Source organism: Pseudomonas sp. MAG733B, from assembly GCF_036884845.1.
Taxonomy (GTDB): domain Bacteria; phylum Pseudomonadota; class Gammaproteobacteria; order Pseudomonadales; family Pseudomonadaceae; genus Aquipseudomonas.
This window is the reverse complement of record NZ_CP145732.1, coordinates 3,919,666-3,939,165: the sequence shown is the minus strand read 5'-3', so window position 1 is coordinate 3,939,165 and position 19,500 is coordinate 3,919,666. Positions and strand designations below refer to the sequence as shown.

Genomic DNA, 19,500 nt, shown 5'->3' with positions numbered 1-19,500 from the left:
GGGTGGGTGGAGTGGCTATATCTTAGCCGCATGGTTTGGCTTGTGGTTGTGCAGAATAGAGATGGGGCTATCGCCGGGGCATATGACGGGCGTGTTGACGCAAAACGCCCGAGACGGGCTCGGGCGTTTGCAGTTCATAAGGTATATCCGCTCTGTTGACTCAGTTGATGACAAAGCCCGCACCGACCGGATCATTGCGTTCGATCGTCCAGCGCGACGTGCCGAGGATGCTGGCGGTGCCCTTGACGGTCGGCCGCACTGCGCGCGTGCCGTTGAGGTCGACTTCGCCCAAGAGGCAGCCTTCGAACGTGCCGCTGCCCAGCAGTCCTTCGGACAGAATGGGTTGGTTCAGGCCCAGTTTTCCTCGGGCCTCGAACATCGCCATCATCGCGCTGGTGCCAGTGCCACCTGGGGAGCGGTCAAGTTGACCCGCGCTGAAGACATGGACGTTCTTGTAGAACGCACCTTCGATGGTCGCCGGATGCCAGAACGTGATGAAGTTGAGGTCGTTGATATGCGCCTCGGTAGGGTGCTGGATCTTCATCTGCTGATTGATCTGGTCACGGGCGAGCAGGCCGAGGCGCGACAGTTCGCTGCCGTTGTCCGGGCTGATGCGCAAGTCGCAGTGGGACAGATCGATGATGCCGAAGTAGTTGCCGCCCCAGACCAGGTCAGCCTTGAGGTCGCCATAGCCGGGAAGATGGATGGGGATGTCTTGAGCCGCAACGTAGGCCGGCACGTTCTCGAATCGGGTCCAGAGAACGGTATCGCCTTCGGAAGCCACCTCGGCTACGACCAGGCCGGCAGTGGTTTCAAAGCGGATCTTGGTGATGCCATCCTTGCCGCGCGGCACCAGGCCCAGGGCGACCATCGCCATGCTCACGGCGATGGTGCCGTGGCCACACATGTGCGAGTACACGCTGCCGTCCATGTAGATCAGCCCGGCATCGAATTCGCTGCTTGAGGGCGGGGTGAGGAATACGCCGAACATATCCTTGTGGCCACGCGGCTCCTGCATCAACGCCTTGCGCAGCCAGTCATAGTTCTGCTCAAGAAAGTTGCGCTTGGCCAGAATGCTGGAACCGGCAGGGTAGGGAATACCGCTGTGGACGATGCACAGTGGTTCGCCTTCGGTATGGGTATAGATGACATCGAACGTGTCTTGCATGCGCATGACTGAACTCCTGGCTTACGGGATGTATGAGGGGGGTTATTTGCGTTCTGACAAAAGATCGAGACCGATACACAGATCCAGAATGATCACGGCGACCACGACGACGATGATGGTGGCGCCGGAGGCGGCGGCAATGGTCGGGTCGACGGTGTATTGCACGTAGTTGAAGAGCTTCACCGGTATGGTGTTGAGGTCTGGCGTGGTGTTGAAGATCGACAGTTCGACGTTGATCCACGACGAGATGAAGGCAAAGATCGACCCGGTTACGAGCCCTGGGCGAATTTGCGGCAACACCACCAGAAAGAATGTCGCCCAAGGCGTACCGCCCAGATCACTTGAGGCTTCTTCCAGCGCTCGTTGCTCGGGTGTCAGCATCGACAGCACCGACCGCAGCACGAAGGGCGAGATGATGATGGTGTGGCCAATCAGCAAGGCCAGGAAGCTGCGGGTCAATCCGAGGTAGCCTCCGAACTGCAGCAGCGCCGCACCCAGCACGATGTGTGGAAATACCAGCGGTGAGGTCAGGGCCGCGAGGATCGTGCCTTTGCCGGGGAAGTCGTAGCGCGCCATCGCCAGGGCGGCGGGTACGCTGAGCAGCACAGCGACAAAGGTGGCGGCCAGCGCCAGGACCGTGCTGGTAGCGAACGACGCCACGTAGCTTGGATCGCTGAGCATTTTCGCGTACCAGTCCAGCGTCCAGCCTTGAGGCGGGAAAGCCAGGAAAGACGTGGCGGTCACGGAGACGCCAAGGATCACCACCAGCGGCAGCAGCATGTAGCCCAGCACGGCCCAGGCCACGAGCCTGACCAGAATTTGCGTGATCATTGGTTGCTCCCCCGAATGCTCCCGACACGTCCCGCCAGCCCGACCATTACCAGGGTAAAGATCAGCAGCACGACGCTCAGCGCTCCGCCGTAGTTGAAGTCAAAGACCGAGCTGTATTGCTGGAAAATCAGCATCGAGAGCACGGAGATTCGTCCACCCGAAAGCAGGGCCGGGGTGACATAGGCGCTCGCTGCCAGGGTGAACACCATGATCGAGCCGGAAATGATCCCCGGCATGGTCAATGGCAGCACCACATGAAAAAACGTCGCGCGGGGGCTGGCGCCAAGGTCATCGGACGCCTGCTCGTAGGCCGGGTCGACTTGTGCCAGGGCATTGCCGGCCGCGAGGACAATGAACGGCAGCAGGATGTACACCATGCCGATCAGGATGCCGAGTTCGGTTCCCAGGAAACGTACCGGAGCATCGATCAGGCCGGTATCCATAAGGCTCTGGTTGACCAGGCCTTTGCGCCCCAGCAAGACCATCCAGCCGAACGAGCGGACAATGTTGCTGGTGAACATCGGCACCACCAGCAGAATCACGCAGGCTCGGCGCCAGGCACGCCACTTCACGACGCGCACCAGATACCAGGCCAGCGGATACCCAAGCAGTAGCGAGATCAATGTGGTCAGCGCGGCTATGCGGAAAGTCACGAGAATCACATCCCAGTGGTACTGGTCGCCCAGCACGCGGATGTAGTGCTCCAGCGTGAAAGTATGTTCCGCTCCCTTGGTCAGGCTGGCGAAAATCACCACGGCGAAAGGCGCAAGAAAGAACGCCGTAAAAAAAGCCAGGGCGGCGAAGAGCATCAGCCACGGTACGAGCGCCGTGCGTTTCATACCGACTCTCCGATCAGGTGCAAATGCGCGGGATTGAAGCCCAGGCGCACGGCACTGCCGGTGTGAAGGTCGGCGCTGGGCAGCCCCATTGTGCGCGCCACGATAGTCTGTCCATCGATCAGCGAGTGGACCAGGGTATGGCTGCCGACGCTGACGATATCGGTCACGGTGCCGTGGATTTCATGGCAGCCAGAGGTTTGCGGCGCCGATGCATCAAGCACCTGTAAATGCTCGGGACGCAGCACGGCCACACCGCGTGGTAACAGGTTTTTTGCGGTGTGCTGTATGGGTTTATGCCGGATCGCCAAACTGATCTCGCCGCTATCGTTAGCCTGATAGCTGATCAGGTTGGCCTCGCCGATGAAGTCTGCGACGAAACGCGAAGCGGGCGCGCTGTAGATTTCGGTGCTGGTCCCGACCTGTTCGATGCGCCCGGCATTCATCACCACGATTCGGTCGGCGATGGTCATCGCTTCTTCCTGATCGTGGGTCACAAAGATGAACGCGATCCCCAGCTTGGCCTGCAGATGCTTGAGTTCAAGCTGCATGCGCTTGCGCAATTTCATATCCAGCGCCGAGAGCGGTTCATCCAGCAACAGCAGCTTCGGTTGATTGACGATGGCGCGAGCCAGGGCCACGCGCTGTTGTTGTCCACCGGACATGCCACGGGGGAAACGGTCTTCCAACGCTTCCAGTCCGACCATCGCCAATGCCTCGCGAGCCTTGAGCTTCGCATCAGTGCGGTTGATGCCTTGGCGGCGCGGACCGTAGGCAACGTTTTCCAGTACGGTCATGTGCGGAAACAGCGCGTAATTCTGGAACACCGTATTGAGTGGCCGACGGTACGGCGGCAGACGACTCACATCCTGGCCATCGATCGCAATGCTGCCCGAATCGGGTTGCATGAAACCGGCGATCGAGCGTAGCAAGGTAGTCTTGCCGCAGCCGCTGGGGCCGAGCAGGACGATGAATTCGCCCTGCTCGATGTCCAGGTGAATATTGTCCAGCGCCTGGAACGGCCCGAAGCTTTTGCAGACACTGTCGATGCTCAATAAAACTGACATTGCAGACCTCTTGAGCTAGTTGGCGGTGACTTTGCGGTTCCAGTCATTGGTGACGCTGGCGCGTTGCGCGTTGATCTGACTCCAGTCGAACAAACGCAGGTTGTCGATCGAACCGTTCACGCCCCATGGCAATTTGCGGGCGACGTCTTCAGTGACCTCGACACCTTTCACCGCCGGGCCCAGATACAACTTGCCGGCGAGGCAGGACGCGGCTTCTTTCGTCAATGCGGTGTTGATGAACTGTTCGCCGGCCTTGCTGTTTTTTGCGCCCTTGATCAGGTGCAGGCGAGCGTCGGTGGCCCAGACACCTTCCTTGGGAATGGTGAACGCAATGGGTGCGCCCTTGTCGATCAGGTCCCAGGCGCCGACGTTGAAATGCGCGCCGATAATTGCTTCGCCACTCTGAAAGGCATTGGTGGCGGCACCGGAACTGTCGAAGAAAAGTGCGGTGTCCAACGCACCGAGCTTGGTGTAGACCTGATCCAGATTTGCCCGGTCTATGCCCCAGACATCGGCCATGAAAAACACGAAAGGCACGCCGGAAGAGTTGGCGGGCGAGGGCAGGGCAATCGCGCCGGCGTACTCAGGCTTCCACAGGTCTTTCCAACTGGTGGGCGCCTCTTTGATTTCCTTGGTGTTGTAGGTCAGGCCGAGGGAGTAGAAGCCGCTGCTGACGGCGAATGTATGGCCGGCATCGGTATAGATCGCTTTGTCCTGTACGTTTTTCAGGTTGGGGATGTTCGCCGGATCAAGGTCTCCGACGACGCCTGCGGCGTAGGCCAACTCGCTGATGCCGCCGTCCATCCAGGCCACATCAATCGTCGGGCCGGATTTTTGTTGCTGGAGCTTGGCCAGGGTGACGGTCGAGGTGCCGACCTCCGCTGCAACGGCAATCCCCGTCGCTTGTGTGAAAGGTTCTGCAACACATTTGAGGAACGCATCACCCCAGTTACCGCCGTACAACGCAACGGTCAGTTTTTGCGGGTCAGCCATGGCGGCTGATGAGGAGATGCAGCCGGTAACTAAAAGAGCAGCGGTGATTTTCTTGCCTGTCTTCAGTTTCATCGTGTGTCCTCTGGGGCGTTGTTGTGCTGTTCCCCTTGCGTGCATCTTGCTCGTATCGTTGATTCGAGCGCTTGCACTTCGGGGTCTTAAAGTTGAATAGTTAGGTCATGCCAAAAATGACTCAGATACCTCGAGATTGCCATCTGCCTGACTCCCTCGGACCCGAGGTGGCCAGCCGTCCACAACTGTCCGTGGGACTGGTCCTGCTGGATCAATTCACACTCGCTGCGTTTTCCGGTTTGATTGATGTGTTGCGCCTGTCCGCCGACCTGGGTGGCGGCAGTCGGCAGATCCACACGGCATGGCGGGTGATGAGCGTTGACGGACTGCCGCGAACCTCCAGTGCGGGCATTACGCTGGAGGTTTCCGGCGGCTTGGCGCAGGACGTGGAAGAGTTCGACTACATAGCGATCTGCGGCGGCAACGATTACCTCAATACGCACATGCCCAACAATCTGCGTGATTGGTTGCAGCGCGCCGCGAAGAGTCGCACGCGGTTACTGGGTATCTGCACCGGGACTTTCGCGCTGGCGCAGGCGGGCGTGGTGGGGAGTCGTTCGGTGTGCGTGCACTGGAATGTGCTGGATGCGTTTCGCGCACGGTTTCCCAAGACCCCGGCAGCGGTCGATCATCTGTTCATTGACGAGGGCGATCTGATCACCTGTGCCGGTTCGACTGCGGCTATTGATCTGGGCTTGTATCTGGTAGCCCGGCATTGCGGCCGGGAAAAAGCCCAGCAGGCGGTGCGGCATATGATGTTGCAAGGGATACGTCAGGGGCGGCAGCCTCAGGCGCATTTCTACGCGAACCTGGAGGACATCAAGGACGAACGGGTGCGTCAGGCTGCGCACTACATCGAACAGCGAATGGACAGCCTGCCGACCCTGGATGCCATCGCGCGTTATGTAGGGCTCGGGAGGCGCCAACTGACGCGGGCATTCCAGCAGTCGCTGGGGCTTTCTCCCATGGAGTTCCAGCGCTCGTTAAGGGTTGAATATGGCGCCTGGCTTTTGCTGAACAGCCACAGCAGCATCACGCAAATTGCCATGGACTGCGGTTTCTCCGACGGCGCGCATTTTTCCCGCGAGTTTCGAGCTCGATTCAATATGTGTCCGCGGCAGTATCAGAGTGAGGCGAGGGTATGAAGGAGGCAGCAGGCATTTACAGTCATTTGCTAACGGGACAAAAAACCTGATCTAAGCTCTATAGCGCCAAGGCTTAGCCAAAGCCCTGCCATTTCAATCTCGGAAGGAGCTGACGATGAACAAAGGCATTCAGCTTGCTCCTGTTTTTGCCTTGGCTCTGTTCAGGCCTGAACCTGGCATCGCTGCCGATAGCCAGGCGGAGTTGGCCAAACAATCCCTGAACCCGATCGCCGCGCTATACAGTTTGCCGATTCAATACAATTGGAATCAGAAACTCGGCCCCAGCGGTGAGGGCTATCAAAGCGTTACCAACATTCAGCCGGTGCTGCCGTTCAGTCTCAACGAGGAGTGGAATCTGATTTCTCGCACCATCCTGCCCGTCATCGATCAGCATGGCCTGGTTCCCGGCGGGATTGCCGATAAATCAGGTGTGGGAGACGTCACTCAAAGCTTCTTTTTTTCACCCAAACAGCAAACCGCCAGCGGTTGGATCTGGGGAGCAGGCCCTGCGATATTGGTTCCCACCGGCAGCGACGACCTGTTGAGCAGCGAACAATGGGGGTTGGGGCCTACAGTGGTGGCGCTCAAGCAACATGACGGCTGGACCCGCGGCATTCTTGCCAACCATATCTGGTCGTTGGATAACAGCCCGCCGGATGACAAGGACAAGATCAACCAGACGTTTATGCAACCCTTCTTCAGCTACACCACCCATACCTATACCACCTTAGGTATCAATACCGAGTCCACCTACGATTGGCAAAGTCGGGAATGGTCGGTGCCGATCAATCTGTTTGTCACCCAGTTGTTCAAAGTGGGCGGTCAACCCATGACTGTGCAAGCCGGGCCACGTTACTGGGCCGATAGCCCGGAAGATGGAGCGCAAGGCTGGGGGTTTCGGGTAGCGTTCACATTGTTATTTCCCAAATGAAATAGTTAGCCGCGCATGCTGAACGCTAACGCTATAGGCGGCACGTACGGCATGGTGCGGAAAAGTACGCTTCCGAAAAAAAGCCTGGACGCTTTCCCTGCACGATTTCCAGGGGCATCCAGGCTTTGCGGTAAAGCTTGAATCAATTGGTACCACTTGGGAGAGGGTCGATTCGAGCGGATGAAACTCAGATCGAGCCAGCCGGCGTAACCGCAGGGAAGTCCTTCTCGGGATCGAACACGTTATTGAAAAAGTTCGTCAGGGAATACATGGCCACCAACGCGATGATCTCCATGACATTCGCATCCGTGTAGCCCGCATCGCGGACGGCTTTCAGATCGGCATCACTGACCTTGCCACGAGTCTCGATGACTTTGTGCGCGAACTGAAGGGCGGCGTTGCGCTTCGGGTCGGTGGCCAGGCCCTTGCGGGCGAGAATGATGTCATCGGCGGGCAGCTTGGCCATATGTTCTGCTGTAAAGCTGTGAACCGTCAGGCAGTAGTTGCAGCCATTCGCTTCAGAGACGGCAAGGCCGATGCTGTCACGCGTTTTTACGTCGAGCGCTTTGCTCAAAGAGCCGAGCAAAGTAGCCCACGAATTGAACGCGATCGGGCTCTGCGCGAAAGTCATCATCATGTTGGGCGTGAACCCGATGTTCTTGGTGAACGCATCGAGCGTTGCTTTGGAGTCGGCCGGTACGTGTTCAGGCTTTAGAACTGCACTTCTAGGCATAGTAGTCTCCGTCAGTTACTGGGTTTATCAAAAATCAAACGAGATCCAACACATCCGTCAGCGGGCGACGCGGCTTCTGGGCCCAGTTTCCTGGACGCTCCGCGCCTATGGACAGCAGCATGACCGGCACTTCGTTTTCGGCCAGTCCAAACTCGCGAGCCACCGCCTCGGCGTCGAAACCGATCATTGGCGTCGAACCCAGGCCGAGCGAGCGGGCGGCATAGATGATCGCCGACGCACCGAAGGTGGCCGTGCGTACAGCCTCGTCACGCTGGCGTTGCGGGTGCTCCAGATACAAGTCGCGTGCAGGCAGCTCCCAATCCGGCACCATCGATGCCGGCATGACGCCTGCTTCAACCAGCGGTGCAAGGCGTGCCGGTATGACGCTGGAGTCGGCCAGTTGGCCGCAGATGATGAAGGTAACGGCTGCTTCGGTGATTGGCGGCTGATTCCAGGCGATCGGGCTCAGCCGGGCTTTGGCTTCTGGCGTGCGTACTGCGATGAAGCGCCAGTTCTGTATATGGAAGGAGGTTGGCGCGGTGGTGCCGATTTGCACCAACTCACGGATTTGGTCGTCGCTCAAAGTGGCGGCTGGGTCGTAGTACTTGGCGGCGCTGCGACTGACGATACATTCGATGACGGCATTGGTCATGATGGTTCCTATGGTTGAGGGGGGTTAGTAGCTCCGTCTTGGTCTTTAAATCTTGTACCGATGATGGTACGAATAAAAGAACCAAGACCACCCACTTTTGTGTGTACCAAGACCATGAATCCAGACCTGCAGATTCAGCTCGACCGGATAGCCAGGCTGTCTCTGTCAGAACAGATTCGTATGAGTATCAGCAGGGCAATCGAGTCAGGCCTGCTGACGCCGGGCACGCGATTGCCTTCGTGGCAGGACCTCGCTGCGCACCTGGGTGTGGCGCGCGGTACGGTTCAAGTGGCGTATGAACGGTTAGCCGACGCGCAAATGATTGAAACATTCGGAGCAAAGGGCACACGTGTGGCGCCGCGCCTCCGTGCAGTGGCGGCTCAACCGGGACCGCCGGAGCCCGGTGCTTTCATGAGCGCCTATGAGCGGGTGAACACTGGGCCTGCGATCTTTCAGAACGGCATACCCGCGTTTGAAGGACTGGAAAAGCTTTTCGCACGCGCGCGCTCGTCCAATCTGTTGAAGGCGGGATCGTTCTCGTCATTGATCTATCCCGATCCTCGAGGGGAATTGGAGATGCGCCGGGAGATTGCCGGCTATCTTTCCATCTCCAGAAACCTCCATTGCCTCCCGGAGCAGGTGTTCATCACGTCGGGATACGGCGCCGGCTTGGGGCTTGCCCTGCGCGTATTAGGTCTGGACGGCAAGAAGGTCTGGATGGAAGACCCAGGATTTTTTCTGACCCGCAAGGGGTTGGAACTCGCTCGTTTGAATATCATTCCGGTCCCGGTAGACACCGAAGGCCTCAACGTAGACCACGCTATCGAGAGCGCCGCGGACGCTGCATTAGCCGTCGTGACGCCCGGTCAACAAGCGCCCCTGGGCTCGACCCTGTCTTTGAGGCGACGGCTTCAACTGCTCGAATGGGCGGTCGCGAACGACGCCTGGATCATCGAAGATGACTACCTCAGCGAGCTGCAACTGGAGGGCAGGGCGGCGCCTGCCTTGGCGTCTCTGGACGAAGGTAAACGGGTTATCCATGTAGGTTCTTTCAGCAAGACCGTCAGCCCGGGACTGCGACTTGGATTTGTCGTAGCGCCAGCCGAACTGGTTAGAGCGTTCGCCGAGGTAGCGACCACACTTGCCCCGGCGCCTTCACCCGTCATCCAACTCGCCATGGCGCAATTCATGCGCGATGGTCACTACATCCGGCGTGTCCGTCGGCTCAAACGACTCTATTCGGCCCAGCGTGACGCGCTATGCGAGCAGTTGCGAATGCGTGATGCGGAGTGGGTGAGGGCGGGGCTGGCAGTACTTCTAAAACTTCCCGACGGCGCGCCCGACGTGCAGATCGTTCGCGAGGCGATGACCTACGGCATGGCGCCATCGCCTTTGTCCGCTTGGTTCGCGACGCCGACCGGGAGCTCGTCTGGTCTTTTGCTCGGGGTTGCCACAGCGCCTGAACCTCACCTCGCTGAATCGTGCCGGCGATTGTTCGAGATCATCGGGCGACATTGCTAATGCGCAGTTCGAGGGAATTTTGAACTCCCCATCCACGGGCCAACTCCTAACACTCAAGGCACTGCGCAAGACAATGAGGTGGCGATGACCCACCAACAGCTGTACGGCCGCGAGCCCGGCGCGATATTCGAAACCACTCTTCCAGCACGTCTGGACCGTTTGCCGTGGGGGCGCTTTCACACGCTTCTCGTGATCGCGCTGGGCATCACCTGGTTGCTCGATGGCCTTGAAGTGACCCTGGCCGGTTCGGTGTCCGGCGCACTGAAAAACAGTCCTGATTTGCGCATGAGCAACTTCGACATTGGCTTGGCCGGTGGCATCTATATCGCCGGCGCAGTGATCGGTGCCTTGCTGTTCGGCTGGCTGACCGATCGCCTGGGGCGGCGCAAGCTGTTCTTCATTACGTTATGGCTGTATGTAGGCGCCACGGCGGCCACGGCGTTTTCCTTCAATCTGGAAAGCTTCCTGCTGTTCCGTTTCCTGACGGGCATGGGCATCGGCGGTGAATACACGGCGATCAATTCGACCATCCAGGAGTTCACCCCGGCACGCTATCGCGGCTGGGTCGACCTGACCATCAATGGCACATTCTGGTTAGGCGCAGCGCTTGGCGCCGGAGGGGCCATCATCCTGCTGGACCCGCACGTGGTCGGCGGCGACATGGGCTGGCGCCTGTGCTTTGGCATGGGTGCGGCGCTGGGCCTGGTGATTCTGGTGATGCGTTTGTGGTTGCCGGAAAGCCCGCGCTGGCTGCTGATCCACGGCCGGCACGATGAGGCACGGCGCATCGTCGAAGGTATCGAAGCGAGTCTGCGCGAACAAGGCCATGAACTGCCGGCCGTGACCAGCAAACCATTGCGCCTGCACGCGCGTGACCATACGCCGCTGGCGGAAATCTTCCATACCCTGTTTATCAGATTCCGCCGCCGAGCGCTGGTTGGCATGACCCTGATGGCCGCACAGGCCTTCTTCTACAATGCAATCTTCTTCACTTATGCGCTGGTGCTTACCGATTTTTACCAGGTGCCTGCCGAGCTCGTCGGTTGGTACGTATTACCTTTGGCATTGGGCAATTTCTGCGGGCCGTTGCTGCTGGGGCGCCTTTTTGACGTGATCGGACGGCGCGTGATGATCAGCTTCACCTACGCGATATCCGGGATTTTGTTGGCAATCAGTGGCTATGCCTTCGAGCAGAGCTTGCTGGATGTCACCCAGCAAGCCGTGGCGTGGATGGTGATCTTCTTTTTCGCTTCGGCAGCGGCCAGCTCGGCCTACCTGACCGTGGCAGAAACCTTCCCACTGGAAATCCGCGCCTTGGCCATCGCGGTGTTCTACGCGTTTGGCACTGGCCTGGGCGGCATCATCGGGCCGACGCTGTTTGGCCAGCTGATCCAGACGCAGCAGCGCAGCAGTCTGTTGACGGGATATCTGATAGGCGCTGCACTGATGTGTGTGGCAGCGGTGGTACAAGCGGTTTGGGGAGTGGCTGCCGAGCGTCAAGCGTTGGAGCAGGTGGCCAGACCTTTGTCGCAGGCTCAGGATTGAAGGGCTATTACTAGCCAAGGAGACATCATGACCGTCAAGCGTATGGACAACATCGGCATCGTTGTAGAAGACCTCGATGCCGCCATTGAGTTTTTTACCGAACTTGGCCTCGCGCTCGAGGGGCGTGCGCCAATCGAAGGAGACTGGGCCGATAGGGTCACTGGATTGCGCGAGATGCGCGTCGAGATCGCGATGATGCGTACGCCGGACGGGCACAGCCGGCTCGAATTATCCCGATTCCTCGCGCCACCGGTGATCGCCGATCACCGCAGGGCCCCGGTGAACGCACTGGGTTACCTTCGCGTCATGTTCACTGTCGAGGACATCGACGACACGCTCGCCAGGCTCCAAAAACGCGGCGCGGAACTTGTCGGCAGCGTGGTCCAGTACGAAGACACGTACCGGCTTTGCTACATTCGAGGGCCGGAAGGCATTCTCATCGGGCTTGCGCAGGAACTCGGGTAGCTCGCTTCTGATGAGGAGCTATGGAAGGCGTCTGACCATTGGGGCAGGGGTCTGCAGGTATTGCGTCTATGAATCAAGGATCTGGACGTTTGAAAGTTAAATCGACTAAATAGATGTTTAGTCGAGTTATGCAACTAAATGCATCAAACGTGCGGTTATTGTCGTCGAAATGCGCATTACAAGGAGAAGGTCGTGTTTAAAGGCCCTGCAACCGCTCAATACCTGATCTCCGCGTTAGAACTGGAACCTCACGAAGAAGGCGGTTTTTACCGCAGAACGTTCCAGTCAGACGATCAGAACCTGCTCATGACTGCAGGTGGTCCGCGCCATCGGATGACGTCTATTTATTACCTGCTGACCAAGGATTCGCCTGTAGGTCATTTCCATCTCAACCAATCAGACATCGTGCATTACTACCATTTGGGTGACGCGATTGAGTACTGCCTCATTTATCCGGACGGCACATTGAAAACCGTGGTGATGGGCAATGACGTGATGGCCGGCCAAAGTTTGCAGTTGCACGTACCGGGCGGAATCTGGAAAGCGTCACGACTATTGGAAGGTTCGTCGGGATTCGGTTTGATCAGCGAAGCGGTTTCGCCAGGGTTTGATTTTGCGGATATGGAAATGGGTGATCGACAGAAGCTCAGCGAGGAATTTCCTGAGCATTCGCATTTGATTGAAGCGCTGACGGATGATTGAGGAGCTGACGTGAATTCCAGTCCTCAGTTCTGCGTGCAACGAGGCTGATATGGAAATACGTTGTTACGTGTAATGTATATTATGTTAAATCATGTGTCAGAGCGGAACTCTGCTAATGGACAATCAACCCAATCGACGCTGTTCATTCATGCTTTAAACCATACCCCCTAACCTCCAAAGAAAAAAAACCGCTCATTGTCCCCCGTCAGTTGACAGTGAAACCGTTTCCACCGTCTTTTTCTCCCCTCCATCGATCCTTAATCTGAGCCCATGTTGAACGACAACATTCACCCACCTCAAAAGGATTTCATCATGAGCAACGCTACCTACAACCGCTTGAACAAAGACGACGCTGTAGTGCTGTTGGTCGATCACCAAACCGGTCTGATTTCCCTGGTTCAGGATTTCACGCCCAACGAATTCAAGAACAATGTGTTGGCACTTGCTGACGTTGCCAAATTCTTCGAGCTGCCGACCATCCTCACCACCAGCTTCGAGCAAGGCCCGAACGGACCATTGGTGCCGGAGCTGAAAGAGATGTTTCCTGACGCGCCTTACATCGCTCGACCTGGTCAGATCAATGCTTGGGACAACGAAGATTTCGTCAAGGCAATCAAGGCCACCGGTCGCAAGCAATTGATCATTGCCGGTGTCGTCACTGACGTCTGTGTAGCGTTCCCGACCCTGTCGGCACTGGCAGAAGGATTTGACGTTTTTGTGGTGACCGACTCTTCCGGTACGTTCAACACTACAGTGCAACAGGCATCCTGGAACCGCATGACGCAGGCCGGTGCTCAAATGATGAACTGGTTCTCGGTGGCCTGTGAGCTACAGCGCGACTGGCGCAACGACATCGAAGGCTTGGGCAATCTCTTGTCCCAGCGCATTCCGAACTATCGCAACTTGATGAACAGCTACTCGGCGTTGGCTGCACGCCAATCGTAAGTCAGGTTTGAAACCCGAGGCCCGCTTTTGCGGGCTTTAGGCATGGGATTCATATGGAATTGCTGTAAATCACGCTCACAAAAAAGGGCCCTCTCGCCCTTCCCCATGCAGCCTGTCGCCGGACAGCCTGCACCATTCTCGGCGCCCCTGGATAGACGTAAACGTTGCCGAATGCGCCCTCCTCATAATCTTCGTCCGTCAGATTCTTCACGTCCAGTAACGACTCAAATGTCCAGCACTAGTGTCTCGCTGCCCTGCGCCGGTACTGCGCAACAGATCAGCACTTCGTCGCCTGCCAATCGTTGCGCTGGCATATTCAGGTAATGGACCAGTCCCCTGCCAAGTCGTGTTTTACACGTACCGCAGGAGCCGCCGCGGCAACTGAACTCGGGATTGAGTCCACGTGCTTCTGCCAGCTCGAGCAACGTGCCTGCCCCCGGTTCCCATCGTGCTTCCTTGCCAGACTTCGCGAACAGGACCTTCACGGCTTCATTGGCCATGGGTACCTGCTGCGCCGCGGGCACACTGACTTCTATGTCACGAACGAGCGTTGATGGTCCGAAGGTTTCAGCGTGAATGCGATCATCGGGAATACGCATCTTGCGCAGTCCGTCATACAACGCCTGAGTAAAACTCCCAGGACCGCACAGGTAGTAGTCGTAGTCATTGAGGGGGAGCAATGTCTTGAGCAGCTCGACATCGATTCTGCCCGGTACATCAAAACTTTCACTTGCGCCGTCGATGGGGGGTTGGCTGACAACACGTAGAATCCGTATCTTGTCCCCCGCCCGGGTCGACAGTTCATCAATTTCCTCACGAAAAGCCAGATCGTCTACCGAACGACTGCTTTGTACTACCCATGTCGGACGCATACGATTGACGCGCTTACCTTGATAAACCACTTCACGCAGCATCGACAATAAAGGCGTAATGCCAACGCCGGCCCCCAGCAGTACCAATGGACGCCGCTCGGAGGCTTGAACCGTGAAATCTCCTTGGGGAGCCCGTGCTTCAATCCAGTCATCGACCCGGATCCGATCATGCAGGTGCGAAGACACCGACCCGTCACGCTTGACGCTGATGCGCAAGAAGTCATCGGACGGTGAGCTGGACACGCTGTAGGTACGAATCGACGGTGTCTGCTGGCCTTCCAACAACACTCGCACGGGTAAGTGCTGACCTGGTTCAAACCTGGGCAGGCCGGCGCCGTCATTCGCTTGCAGATAGAAAGACCGGATGTTGCGGCTCTCATCCACAACTCGGGCAACTCGCATTGTCCTCCAATGGTTGCGCAGGGCTTCGGCATGCAGTCGCTCGGTGGCTTGCGCCCAACTGCCAGTCATCAATGAGTTGGGCGATACACCCTCGGTTTCGTCCACCCAGCGCAACGGGATGGCCCCTTGGCGATAAACAATGTGCTGAGGCTTGAAACGCCATAGTCGTTCGGCGCCCTGAAACGCCGCAATTTCGGGGTCGTCCAGCAGAACCTTAGCCGAACCGCTCATTTGCAGCAGATCACCCGTCTGGAAGTCGATGAACAACAGTCCCGCACGGGGGGTCAGCAAGATGTTACCCAAGGTGTTGAAAAACAGATTCCCGGAGAAGTCCGGAATGGTTAGCGTCTCATCCTCTTCCATTCGTACAAAGCCGGACTTACCGCCCCGATGGGATGCATCAACCTGGTTCTGATCATCACGCACGACGTAGGTCGCGACATAGAACGAGTCGGCCGTGGTGATCATGCGGCGTACCTTTAAGTCTGCCGTCGTCAAGGCAAGCACTGTGTCACTTGTCTCGTCGACAAATGCGTACTGGCGTAGATTGATGTAGCGCGGACAATTACCGTAAGCCTGAGTCACGGAAATTTCGATACCATCATCCAGCTGACGCAGCACGTTGCCATTCATACGATTGCGTCGGCGTGTATGCAGCTCAATGCCCAACATACCAATGGCATCGCCCTGCTTCATGCCATTTTGGGCAGGATCGTTCGGCTGCTGCTGCAGGTTGATACGTAATATTTCCGGTGCGGGCGAATTCATGAATCCAGGTCGCCCAGCACGAATCGTTGCCCATACATCACCTTGCCGATCCACAGCCCCCAATACAACAAAAGGCAATTGGGCATAAAACTCGCGATGCTGGTCCGGCATCCACGCCCGGGACATTTGCCGCTGGCCGACACCCACCATCATGTCCACCGCACCGACTGTGCGTTGCAAGGTCAACTCGCCCTCATGCCAAGGCGAAGGTTGCGGTTTCGAGACTTCATCCATTCGTTGTCTCCTAGCACTTATTGCGATACATATCGCGCCAGCGGCTACGATTTAGGGCTCTTCTCCCCTGCGGGGCAAGAGTCGTGAGCGCTCATCTTCGCCCCGAGGCAACCTTGGTGGAATGTGCAAAAATGGCAATCCAGCGTTTCAGAAACTGAAACAGTCGCAGGCATCGCACGCAGGCGTTAGTAATTGGCGTTTGATTGATCATGAACAATAAGCAACGTCCATAAAAAATCGCGTGTCAGGCAGGAACGCTCTCGGCTGAATCTTCATTCGGATAGAACTGGACCTGCGCTCCGAATAATACTGAAGTATGAGTCACACATATAAAGTGACTATTGGCTGCAAACCTATGCACGACTGCTTATTTCTCTCTGGAAAGATACTCTAATTTCAACGGTTCCAGAGGACTTCATCATGAACACGCTATTGATGAAAACAATTGGCATTGCATCCTCCCTGGGTTCGATCTTTTTGAACTCGGCAGTCGTCAACATGGAATGTGAATCAAACATGAGTGACCCGTTTTTCGAGAACGGATCCCCTACCTGCAACGCTAATGATGCGCCAACACCATGGGAAGCAACCTCAAAGCAAGCAGTCTTGATGGTCCGCGATTCTGATCGACTGAGTGCTGGATCGCACCTGGTAAGTCCGCGCAAGTTCTATGTCCATCACGGCATCTACCTTGGCGATGGCAAGGTAGCTCATTACTCTGGATTGAGTGCATCGCTGCAAGCCGGCCCGATCGAAGTCACTGACCTGGATCGCTTCGGTAATGGCAGTTCCATCTGGGTACATCAGGAACAATGCGCTTTTTCCAGCGACGAAATCATTGTACGGGCCATGTCGAGAGTCGGAGAATCAGAGTACAAAATCCTGTCAAACAACTGCGAACATTTTTGCAACTGGTGCATTAACGGCAATAGCTACAGCGCACAAGTTGCCGAGTATCTGCATCGCCCTTTGCGCCTGGTGCGCATGCTCTTCTCGTCGAAGACAGGTTTGATCGCTTAGTCTCCGTCGTCGCTATTCGGTATGGGTTTAGCTTGCTGCAATTTCGCCAGGGGTGTTCACTGCAATCACCCGTGATGAATTGCACTCCCAGCAGGCCTATTGATTGATATGAAAATCTCAATTGAACCGACGGTAGCTGTAGATAGCCCCGCCCCTGCTGCTCATACGCAACTCCAGAGATTTGGCGCCGCCACGCTGGCAGGCGCGATCTTCATCATCGACACGCTCACTTCCATCCATATCGCCATAGCGGTGCTCTATGTCGCCGTGATTCTGATGTCGGTGAACCTGTTTTCCCGCAAAGGTGTAATTCGCGTTTCGCTCTCCTGCTTTGGATTAACGTTGGCCGCTTTCTTTATTTCCCATGGCAGCGACTTCAACGGCTCCGCGTTCGCCCGTTGTCTGGTCAGCCTGTCCGCGATCGGTATCACCACTTTACTGGCACTGAAAAACAAAGCAGCCAATGACGAGTTGCAAGAGCAGGTGCGGATGCTTGCGCAAACCCATGACGCAATCATCGTTCGAGACATGAACGGCATCATCACTACCTGGAGCCCGGGCGCCGAAGCCTTGTATGGCTGGTCCAAAGCACAAGCTATCGGTCAGGATTTTCGAAAGCTCCTGCGGCCTCAACTGATGCTCACCTGGGAACAAATCATGGCCTCGCTGATTGAAACCGGCCGATGGGAAGGCGAAGTTGTGGAACACCGACGTGACGGAACCCCCGTGACGGTTATAAGTCGCTGCTCACTGTCACGGGACGAGAGCAATCAACCAAAAGCGATTTTGGCCACTCACAACGATATCACCGAGCAAAAAAAGGCTATCAATGCCCTGCGACGCAGCGAAGCGTTTCTGGCCGGTGCTCAATGGCTGAGTCAGACCGGGAGCATTGGTCTGAAGATCCCTGGCGGCGAGATGTACTGGTCCGACGAGGCTCGGCGAATATTCGAGTTCGGCGACGACGAGGAACCGCTGCTGTCCAGCGTCCTGAAAAAAACCCATCCCGATGATCTGGACCTGGTCAAAGTGTCGATCAAGCACGCCTACCAGAAAGAGCCCCACATCAAGGTGGAGTATCGCTTGTTGATGGCTGACGGGCGGATCAAGCACGTGCAAATGCTGGCTCATCCCGTCCAGGACGCTGCCGGGAATTTTGAATACATCGGGGCGCTGATGGATGTCACTGATGCAAAGATGTCTGAGGAAGCGCTCCATCGCTCGCAGACTGAACTGGCTCACGTGACCCGGATCACCACATTGGGTGAACTGGCGGCATCGATAGCACATGAAGTCAACCAGCCATTGGCCGCCGTGACCACCAATGGCACTGCCGGTTTGCGCTGGTTGAATCGCGATAATCCAAACATCGATGAGGTGCGCAGTGCGATGGAGCGGATGATGAGCGAGACCCATCGTGCGAGCGAAGTGATTCGACGTATCCGGGCAATGTCACGCAAGACCGATCCTCAGAGCGTCCCCGTTGATCTCATGGAGGTCATTGAAGAGTCATTGGCGCTGGTCGACAGGGAGGTCAGACGGAACAAAATTGTGCTAGACCATCAATACGATATTGAGGCAGCCGAGATCATGGGTGACCGCGTCCAACTCCAGCAGGTCATCATCAATCTGATCATGAATGGTGTGCAGGCGATGTCCAATACCAAAGGTAACCCTCGCACGCTCCATGTGTGCCTCAGGCGTTCTGATGCGGGCGAACTGTGCGTGGATGTCAAAGACAACGGCCCCGGTATTTCGCCACAAAGCATGCCCAGACTCTTCAACGCTTTCTACACAACCAAGCCCGACGGAATGGGCATGGGGTTATCCATTTGTCGATCGATCATTGACGCCCATGGCGGCCGCATCTGGGCGACAAGTGAAGACGGTAAAGGCGCGGCATTCCACTTGTCCTTCCCCGACAGCAATGAGGAGCCTGCGTGAACGAAGATATTTCTTCCATGGATAAGAGCCCTGTCGTCTTCGTGATTGACGACGAGGCCCCCATGCGCGAAGCGCTCAGTAGTCTCTTTCGTTCGGTGGGACTCCAAGTGCAGACGTTTGCCTCGCCCGCAGAGTTTCTAAAACTGCCCGATCCCGATGCGCCCAGCTGTCTGGTGCTCGATGTTCGGCTCCAGGGCGCCAGTGGCCTGGAGTTCCAACATCAGTTGGTGGAGTCGAAGATCGCATTGCCCATCATCTTCATCTCGGGCCATGGGGACATCGCCATGTCAGTCAAGGCGATGAAAGCCGGGGCCGTGGATTTTCTGGTCAAACCGTTCCGCGATCAGGATTTGCTGGATGCGGTCGCCGCTGCTCACCACAAGGATGCCAAGCGCCGGGAAATCGACCAGCAGGACGCGCAAATGCATGCCTGTTACCAATCGCTGACGGCCCGTGAGCGAGAGGTCATGGTCCACGCAGCCAAGGGCCTGATGAATAAACAGATTGCGGGAGAACTGAATCTGAGTGAAATCACCGTCAAAATCCATCGCGGCCATGTGATGAAGAAAATGCGCGCAAAGTCGTTTGCAGACTTGGTTCGCATGGCACAAAACCTGGGGATCGGACCAAAACGCTGAGCAACACATACGTGTG

The 19,500-nt window shown here is 56.9% G+C and carries 18 protein-coding genes; 10 read left to right on the top strand and 8 right to left on the bottom strand.

The features are described 5' to 3' along the window. Positions 1 to 160: 160 nt before the first annotated feature. From V6Z53_RS18050 to V6Z53_RS18030, 5 genes are read right to left on the bottom strand one after another with little or no spacing between them, the layout of a single operon-like run. Positions 161 to 1,174: a proline racemase family protein gene (locus V6Z53_RS18050; RefSeq protein ID WP_338580966.1), complete on the bottom strand. Its 1,014-nt coding sequence runs from the start codon at positions 1,172 to 1,174 to the stop codon at positions 161 to 163. 36 nt (positions 1,175 to 1,210) lie between these two features. Further along, on the bottom strand, positions 1,211 to 1,999 hold the full coding sequence (locus V6Z53_RS18045; RefSeq protein WP_338580965.1) for an ABC transporter permease: 789 nt from the start codon (positions 1,997 to 1,999) through the stop codon (positions 1,211 to 1,213). Then, positions 1,996 to 2,838 carry an ABC transporter permease gene (locus tag V6Z53_RS18040; RefSeq protein ID WP_338580964.1) on the bottom strand — a complete coding sequence of 281 codons (843 nt, stop codon included), beginning with the start codon at positions 2,836 to 2,838 and terminating at the stop codon, positions 1,996 to 1,998. Before V6Z53_RS18040 ends, V6Z53_RS18045 begins: the two co-directional genes overlap by 4 nt. Then, positions 2,835 to 3,902: an ABC transporter ATP-binding protein gene (locus V6Z53_RS18035; RefSeq protein WP_338580963.1), complete on the bottom strand. Its 1,068-nt coding sequence runs from the start codon at positions 3,900 to 3,902 to the stop codon at positions 2,835 to 2,837. Before V6Z53_RS18035 ends, V6Z53_RS18040 begins: the two co-directional genes overlap by 4 nt. A gap of 15 nt (positions 3,903 to 3,917) precedes the next feature. Next, positions 3,918 to 4,967: an ABC transporter substrate-binding protein gene (locus V6Z53_RS18030; protein WP_338580962.1), complete on the bottom strand. Its 1,050-nt coding sequence runs from the start codon at positions 4,965 to 4,967 to the stop codon at positions 3,918 to 3,920. A gap of 116 nt (positions 4,968 to 5,083) precedes the next feature. On the opposite strand from V6Z53_RS18030, the gene V6Z53_RS18025 reads away from it, so the two are divergent. Further along, positions 5,084 to 6,112 carry a GlxA family transcriptional regulator gene (locus V6Z53_RS18025; RefSeq protein WP_338580961.1) on the top strand — a complete coding sequence of 343 codons (1,029 nt, stop codon included), beginning with the start codon at positions 5,084 to 5,086 and terminating at the stop codon, positions 6,110 to 6,112. A gap of 115 nt (positions 6,113 to 6,227) precedes the next feature. Beyond that, positions 6,228 to 7,043, top strand: coding sequence for a transporter (locus V6Z53_RS18020; RefSeq protein ID WP_338580960.1), 816 nt, complete (start codon positions 6,228 to 6,230; stop codon positions 7,041 to 7,043). Positions 7,044 to 7,230: 187 nt separating this feature from the next. On the opposite strand, the gene V6Z53_RS18015 is transcribed toward V6Z53_RS18020, so the two are convergent. Together V6Z53_RS18015 and V6Z53_RS18010 are read right to left on the bottom strand one after the other, a co-directional pair. After that, positions 7,231 to 7,776, bottom strand: coding sequence for a peroxidase-related enzyme (locus V6Z53_RS18015; RefSeq protein ID WP_338580959.1), 546 nt, complete (start codon positions 7,774 to 7,776; stop codon positions 7,231 to 7,233). A gap of 34 nt (positions 7,777 to 7,810) precedes the next feature. Then, the gene (locus V6Z53_RS18010; protein ID WP_338580958.1) at positions 7,811 to 8,428 is read right to left on the bottom strand and encodes a nitroreductase family protein; all 618 of its coding nucleotides are present in this window, start codon (positions 8,426 to 8,428) and stop codon (positions 7,811 to 7,813) included. A gap of 114 nt (positions 8,429 to 8,542) precedes the next feature. Between V6Z53_RS18010 and V6Z53_RS18005 the strand changes: the two genes are divergently transcribed. The 5 genes from V6Z53_RS18005 (at position 8,543) to ycaC (ending at position 13,606) form a co-directional block, all read left to right on the top strand. After that, positions 8,543 to 9,949, top strand: a complete 1,407-nt coding sequence (locus V6Z53_RS18005; protein ID WP_338580957.1) for a PLP-dependent aminotransferase family protein — start codon at positions 8,543 to 8,545, stop codon at positions 9,947 to 9,949. An 84-nt stretch (positions 9,950 to 10,033) separates the two neighbouring features. After that, positions 10,034 to 11,494, top strand: coding sequence for an MFS transporter (locus tag V6Z53_RS18000; RefSeq protein WP_338580956.1), 1,461 nt, complete (start codon positions 10,034 to 10,036; stop codon positions 11,492 to 11,494). 27 nt (positions 11,495 to 11,521) lie between these two features. Continuing rightward, on the top strand, positions 11,522 to 11,959 hold the full coding sequence (locus V6Z53_RS17995) for a VOC family protein (RefSeq protein WP_338580955.1): 438 nt from the start codon (positions 11,522 to 11,524) through the stop codon (positions 11,957 to 11,959). 192 nt (positions 11,960 to 12,151) lie between these two features. Further along, positions 12,152 to 12,661 carry a cupin domain-containing protein gene (locus V6Z53_RS17990; protein ID WP_338580954.1) on the top strand — a complete coding sequence of 170 codons (510 nt, stop codon included), beginning with the start codon at positions 12,152 to 12,154 and terminating at the stop codon, positions 12,659 to 12,661. 312 nt (positions 12,662 to 12,973) lie between these two features. Beyond that, positions 12,974 to 13,606 carry an isochorismate family cysteine hydrolase YcaC gene (gene ycaC, locus V6Z53_RS17985; protein ID WP_338580953.1) on the top strand — a complete coding sequence of 211 codons (633 nt, stop codon included), beginning with the start codon at positions 12,974 to 12,976 and terminating at the stop codon, positions 13,604 to 13,606. Between the two features lie 224 nt (positions 13,607 to 13,830). Here ycaC and V6Z53_RS17980 read toward each other — a convergent pair whose 3' ends face one another. Further along, positions 13,831 to 15,882: a pyridoxamine 5'-phosphate oxidase family protein gene (locus V6Z53_RS17980; RefSeq protein ID WP_338580952.1), complete on the bottom strand. Its 2,052-nt coding sequence runs from the start codon at positions 15,880 to 15,882 to the stop codon at positions 13,831 to 13,833. Positions 15,883 to 16,302: 420 nt separating this feature from the next. Here V6Z53_RS17980 and V6Z53_RS17975 point away from each other — a divergent pair, with 420 nt between their 5' ends. The 3 genes from V6Z53_RS17975 to V6Z53_RS17965 all read left to right on the top strand — a co-directional run bounded on the left by V6Z53_RS17975 (position 16,303) and on the right by V6Z53_RS17965 (position 19,484). Further along, positions 16,303 to 16,902, top strand: a complete 600-nt coding sequence (locus V6Z53_RS17975) for a lecithin retinol acyltransferase family protein (RefSeq protein WP_338580951.1) — start codon at positions 16,303 to 16,305, stop codon at positions 16,900 to 16,902. A 108-nt stretch (positions 16,903 to 17,010) separates the two neighbouring features. Further along, a complete protein-coding gene (locus V6Z53_RS17970) occupies positions 17,011 to 18,846 on the top strand; it encodes an ATP-binding protein (protein WP_338580950.1) in 1,836 nt (611 codons plus the stop codon). A 17-nt stretch (positions 18,847 to 18,863) separates the two neighbouring features. Beyond that, a complete protein-coding gene (locus tag V6Z53_RS17965; RefSeq protein ID WP_338586514.1) occupies positions 18,864 to 19,484 on the top strand; it encodes a response regulator transcription factor in 621 nt (206 codons plus the stop codon). Positions 19,485 to 19,500: the final 16 nt, after the last annotated feature.

What these genes read in the sequence shown, in the direction of transcription:
- V6Z53_RS18050 (WP_338580966.1), bottom strand. Translation starts at nt 1,174, where the DNA reads ATGCGCATGCAAGACACGTTCGATGTCATCTATACCCATACCGAAGGC.
- V6Z53_RS18045 (WP_338580965.1), bottom strand. Translation starts at nt 1,999, where the DNA reads ATGATCACGCAAATTCTGGTCAGGCTCGTGGCCTGGGCCGTGCTGGGC.
- V6Z53_RS18040 (WP_338580964.1), bottom strand. Translation starts at nt 2,838, where the DNA reads ATGAAACGCACGGCGCTCGTACCGTGGCTGATGCTCTTCGCCGCCCTG.
- V6Z53_RS18035 (WP_338580963.1), bottom strand. Translation starts at nt 3,902, where the DNA reads ATGTCAGTTTTATTGAGCATCGACAGTGTCTGCAAAAGCTTCGGGCCG.
- V6Z53_RS18030 (WP_338580962.1), bottom strand. Translation starts at nt 4,967, where the DNA reads ATGAAACTGAAGACAGGCAAGAAAATCACCGCTGCTCTTTTAGTTACC.
- V6Z53_RS18025 (WP_338580961.1), top strand. Translation starts at nt 5,084, where the DNA reads ATGACTCAGATACCTCGAGATTGCCATCTGCCTGACTCCCTCGGACCC.
- V6Z53_RS18020 (WP_338580960.1), top strand. Translation starts at nt 6,228, where the DNA reads ATGAACAAAGGCATTCAGCTTGCTCCTGTTTTTGCCTTGGCTCTGTTC.
- V6Z53_RS18015 (WP_338580959.1), bottom strand. Translation starts at nt 7,776, where the DNA reads ATGCCTAGAAGTGCAGTTCTAAAGCCTGAACACGTACCGGCCGACTCC.
- V6Z53_RS18010 (WP_338580958.1), bottom strand. Translation starts at nt 8,428, where the DNA reads ATGACCAATGCCGTCATCGAATGTATCGTCAGTCGCAGCGCCGCCAAG.
- V6Z53_RS18005 (WP_338580957.1), top strand. Translation starts at nt 8,543, where the DNA reads ATGAATCCAGACCTGCAGATTCAGCTCGACCGGATAGCCAGGCTGTCT.
- V6Z53_RS18000 (WP_338580956.1), top strand. Translation starts at nt 10,034, where the DNA reads ATGACCCACCAACAGCTGTACGGCCGCGAGCCCGGCGCGATATTCGAA.
- V6Z53_RS17995 (WP_338580955.1), top strand. Translation starts at nt 11,522, where the DNA reads ATGACCGTCAAGCGTATGGACAACATCGGCATCGTTGTAGAAGACCTC.
- ycaC (WP_338580953.1), top strand. Translation starts at nt 12,974, where the DNA reads ATGAGCAACGCTACCTACAACCGCTTGAACAAAGACGACGCTGTAGTG.
- V6Z53_RS17980 (WP_338580952.1), bottom strand. Translation starts at nt 15,882, where the DNA reads ATGGATGAAGTCTCGAAACCGCAACCTTCGCCTTGGCATGAGGGCGAG.
- V6Z53_RS17975 (WP_338580951.1), top strand. Translation starts at nt 16,303, where the DNA reads ATGAACACGCTATTGATGAAAACAATTGGCATTGCATCCTCCCTGGGT.
- V6Z53_RS17970 (WP_338580950.1), top strand. Translation starts at nt 17,011, where the DNA reads ATGAAAATCTCAATTGAACCGACGGTAGCTGTAGATAGCCCCGCCCCT.
- V6Z53_RS17965 (WP_338586514.1), top strand. Translation starts at nt 18,864, where the DNA reads ATGGATAAGAGCCCTGTCGTCTTCGTGATTGACGACGAGGCCCCCATG.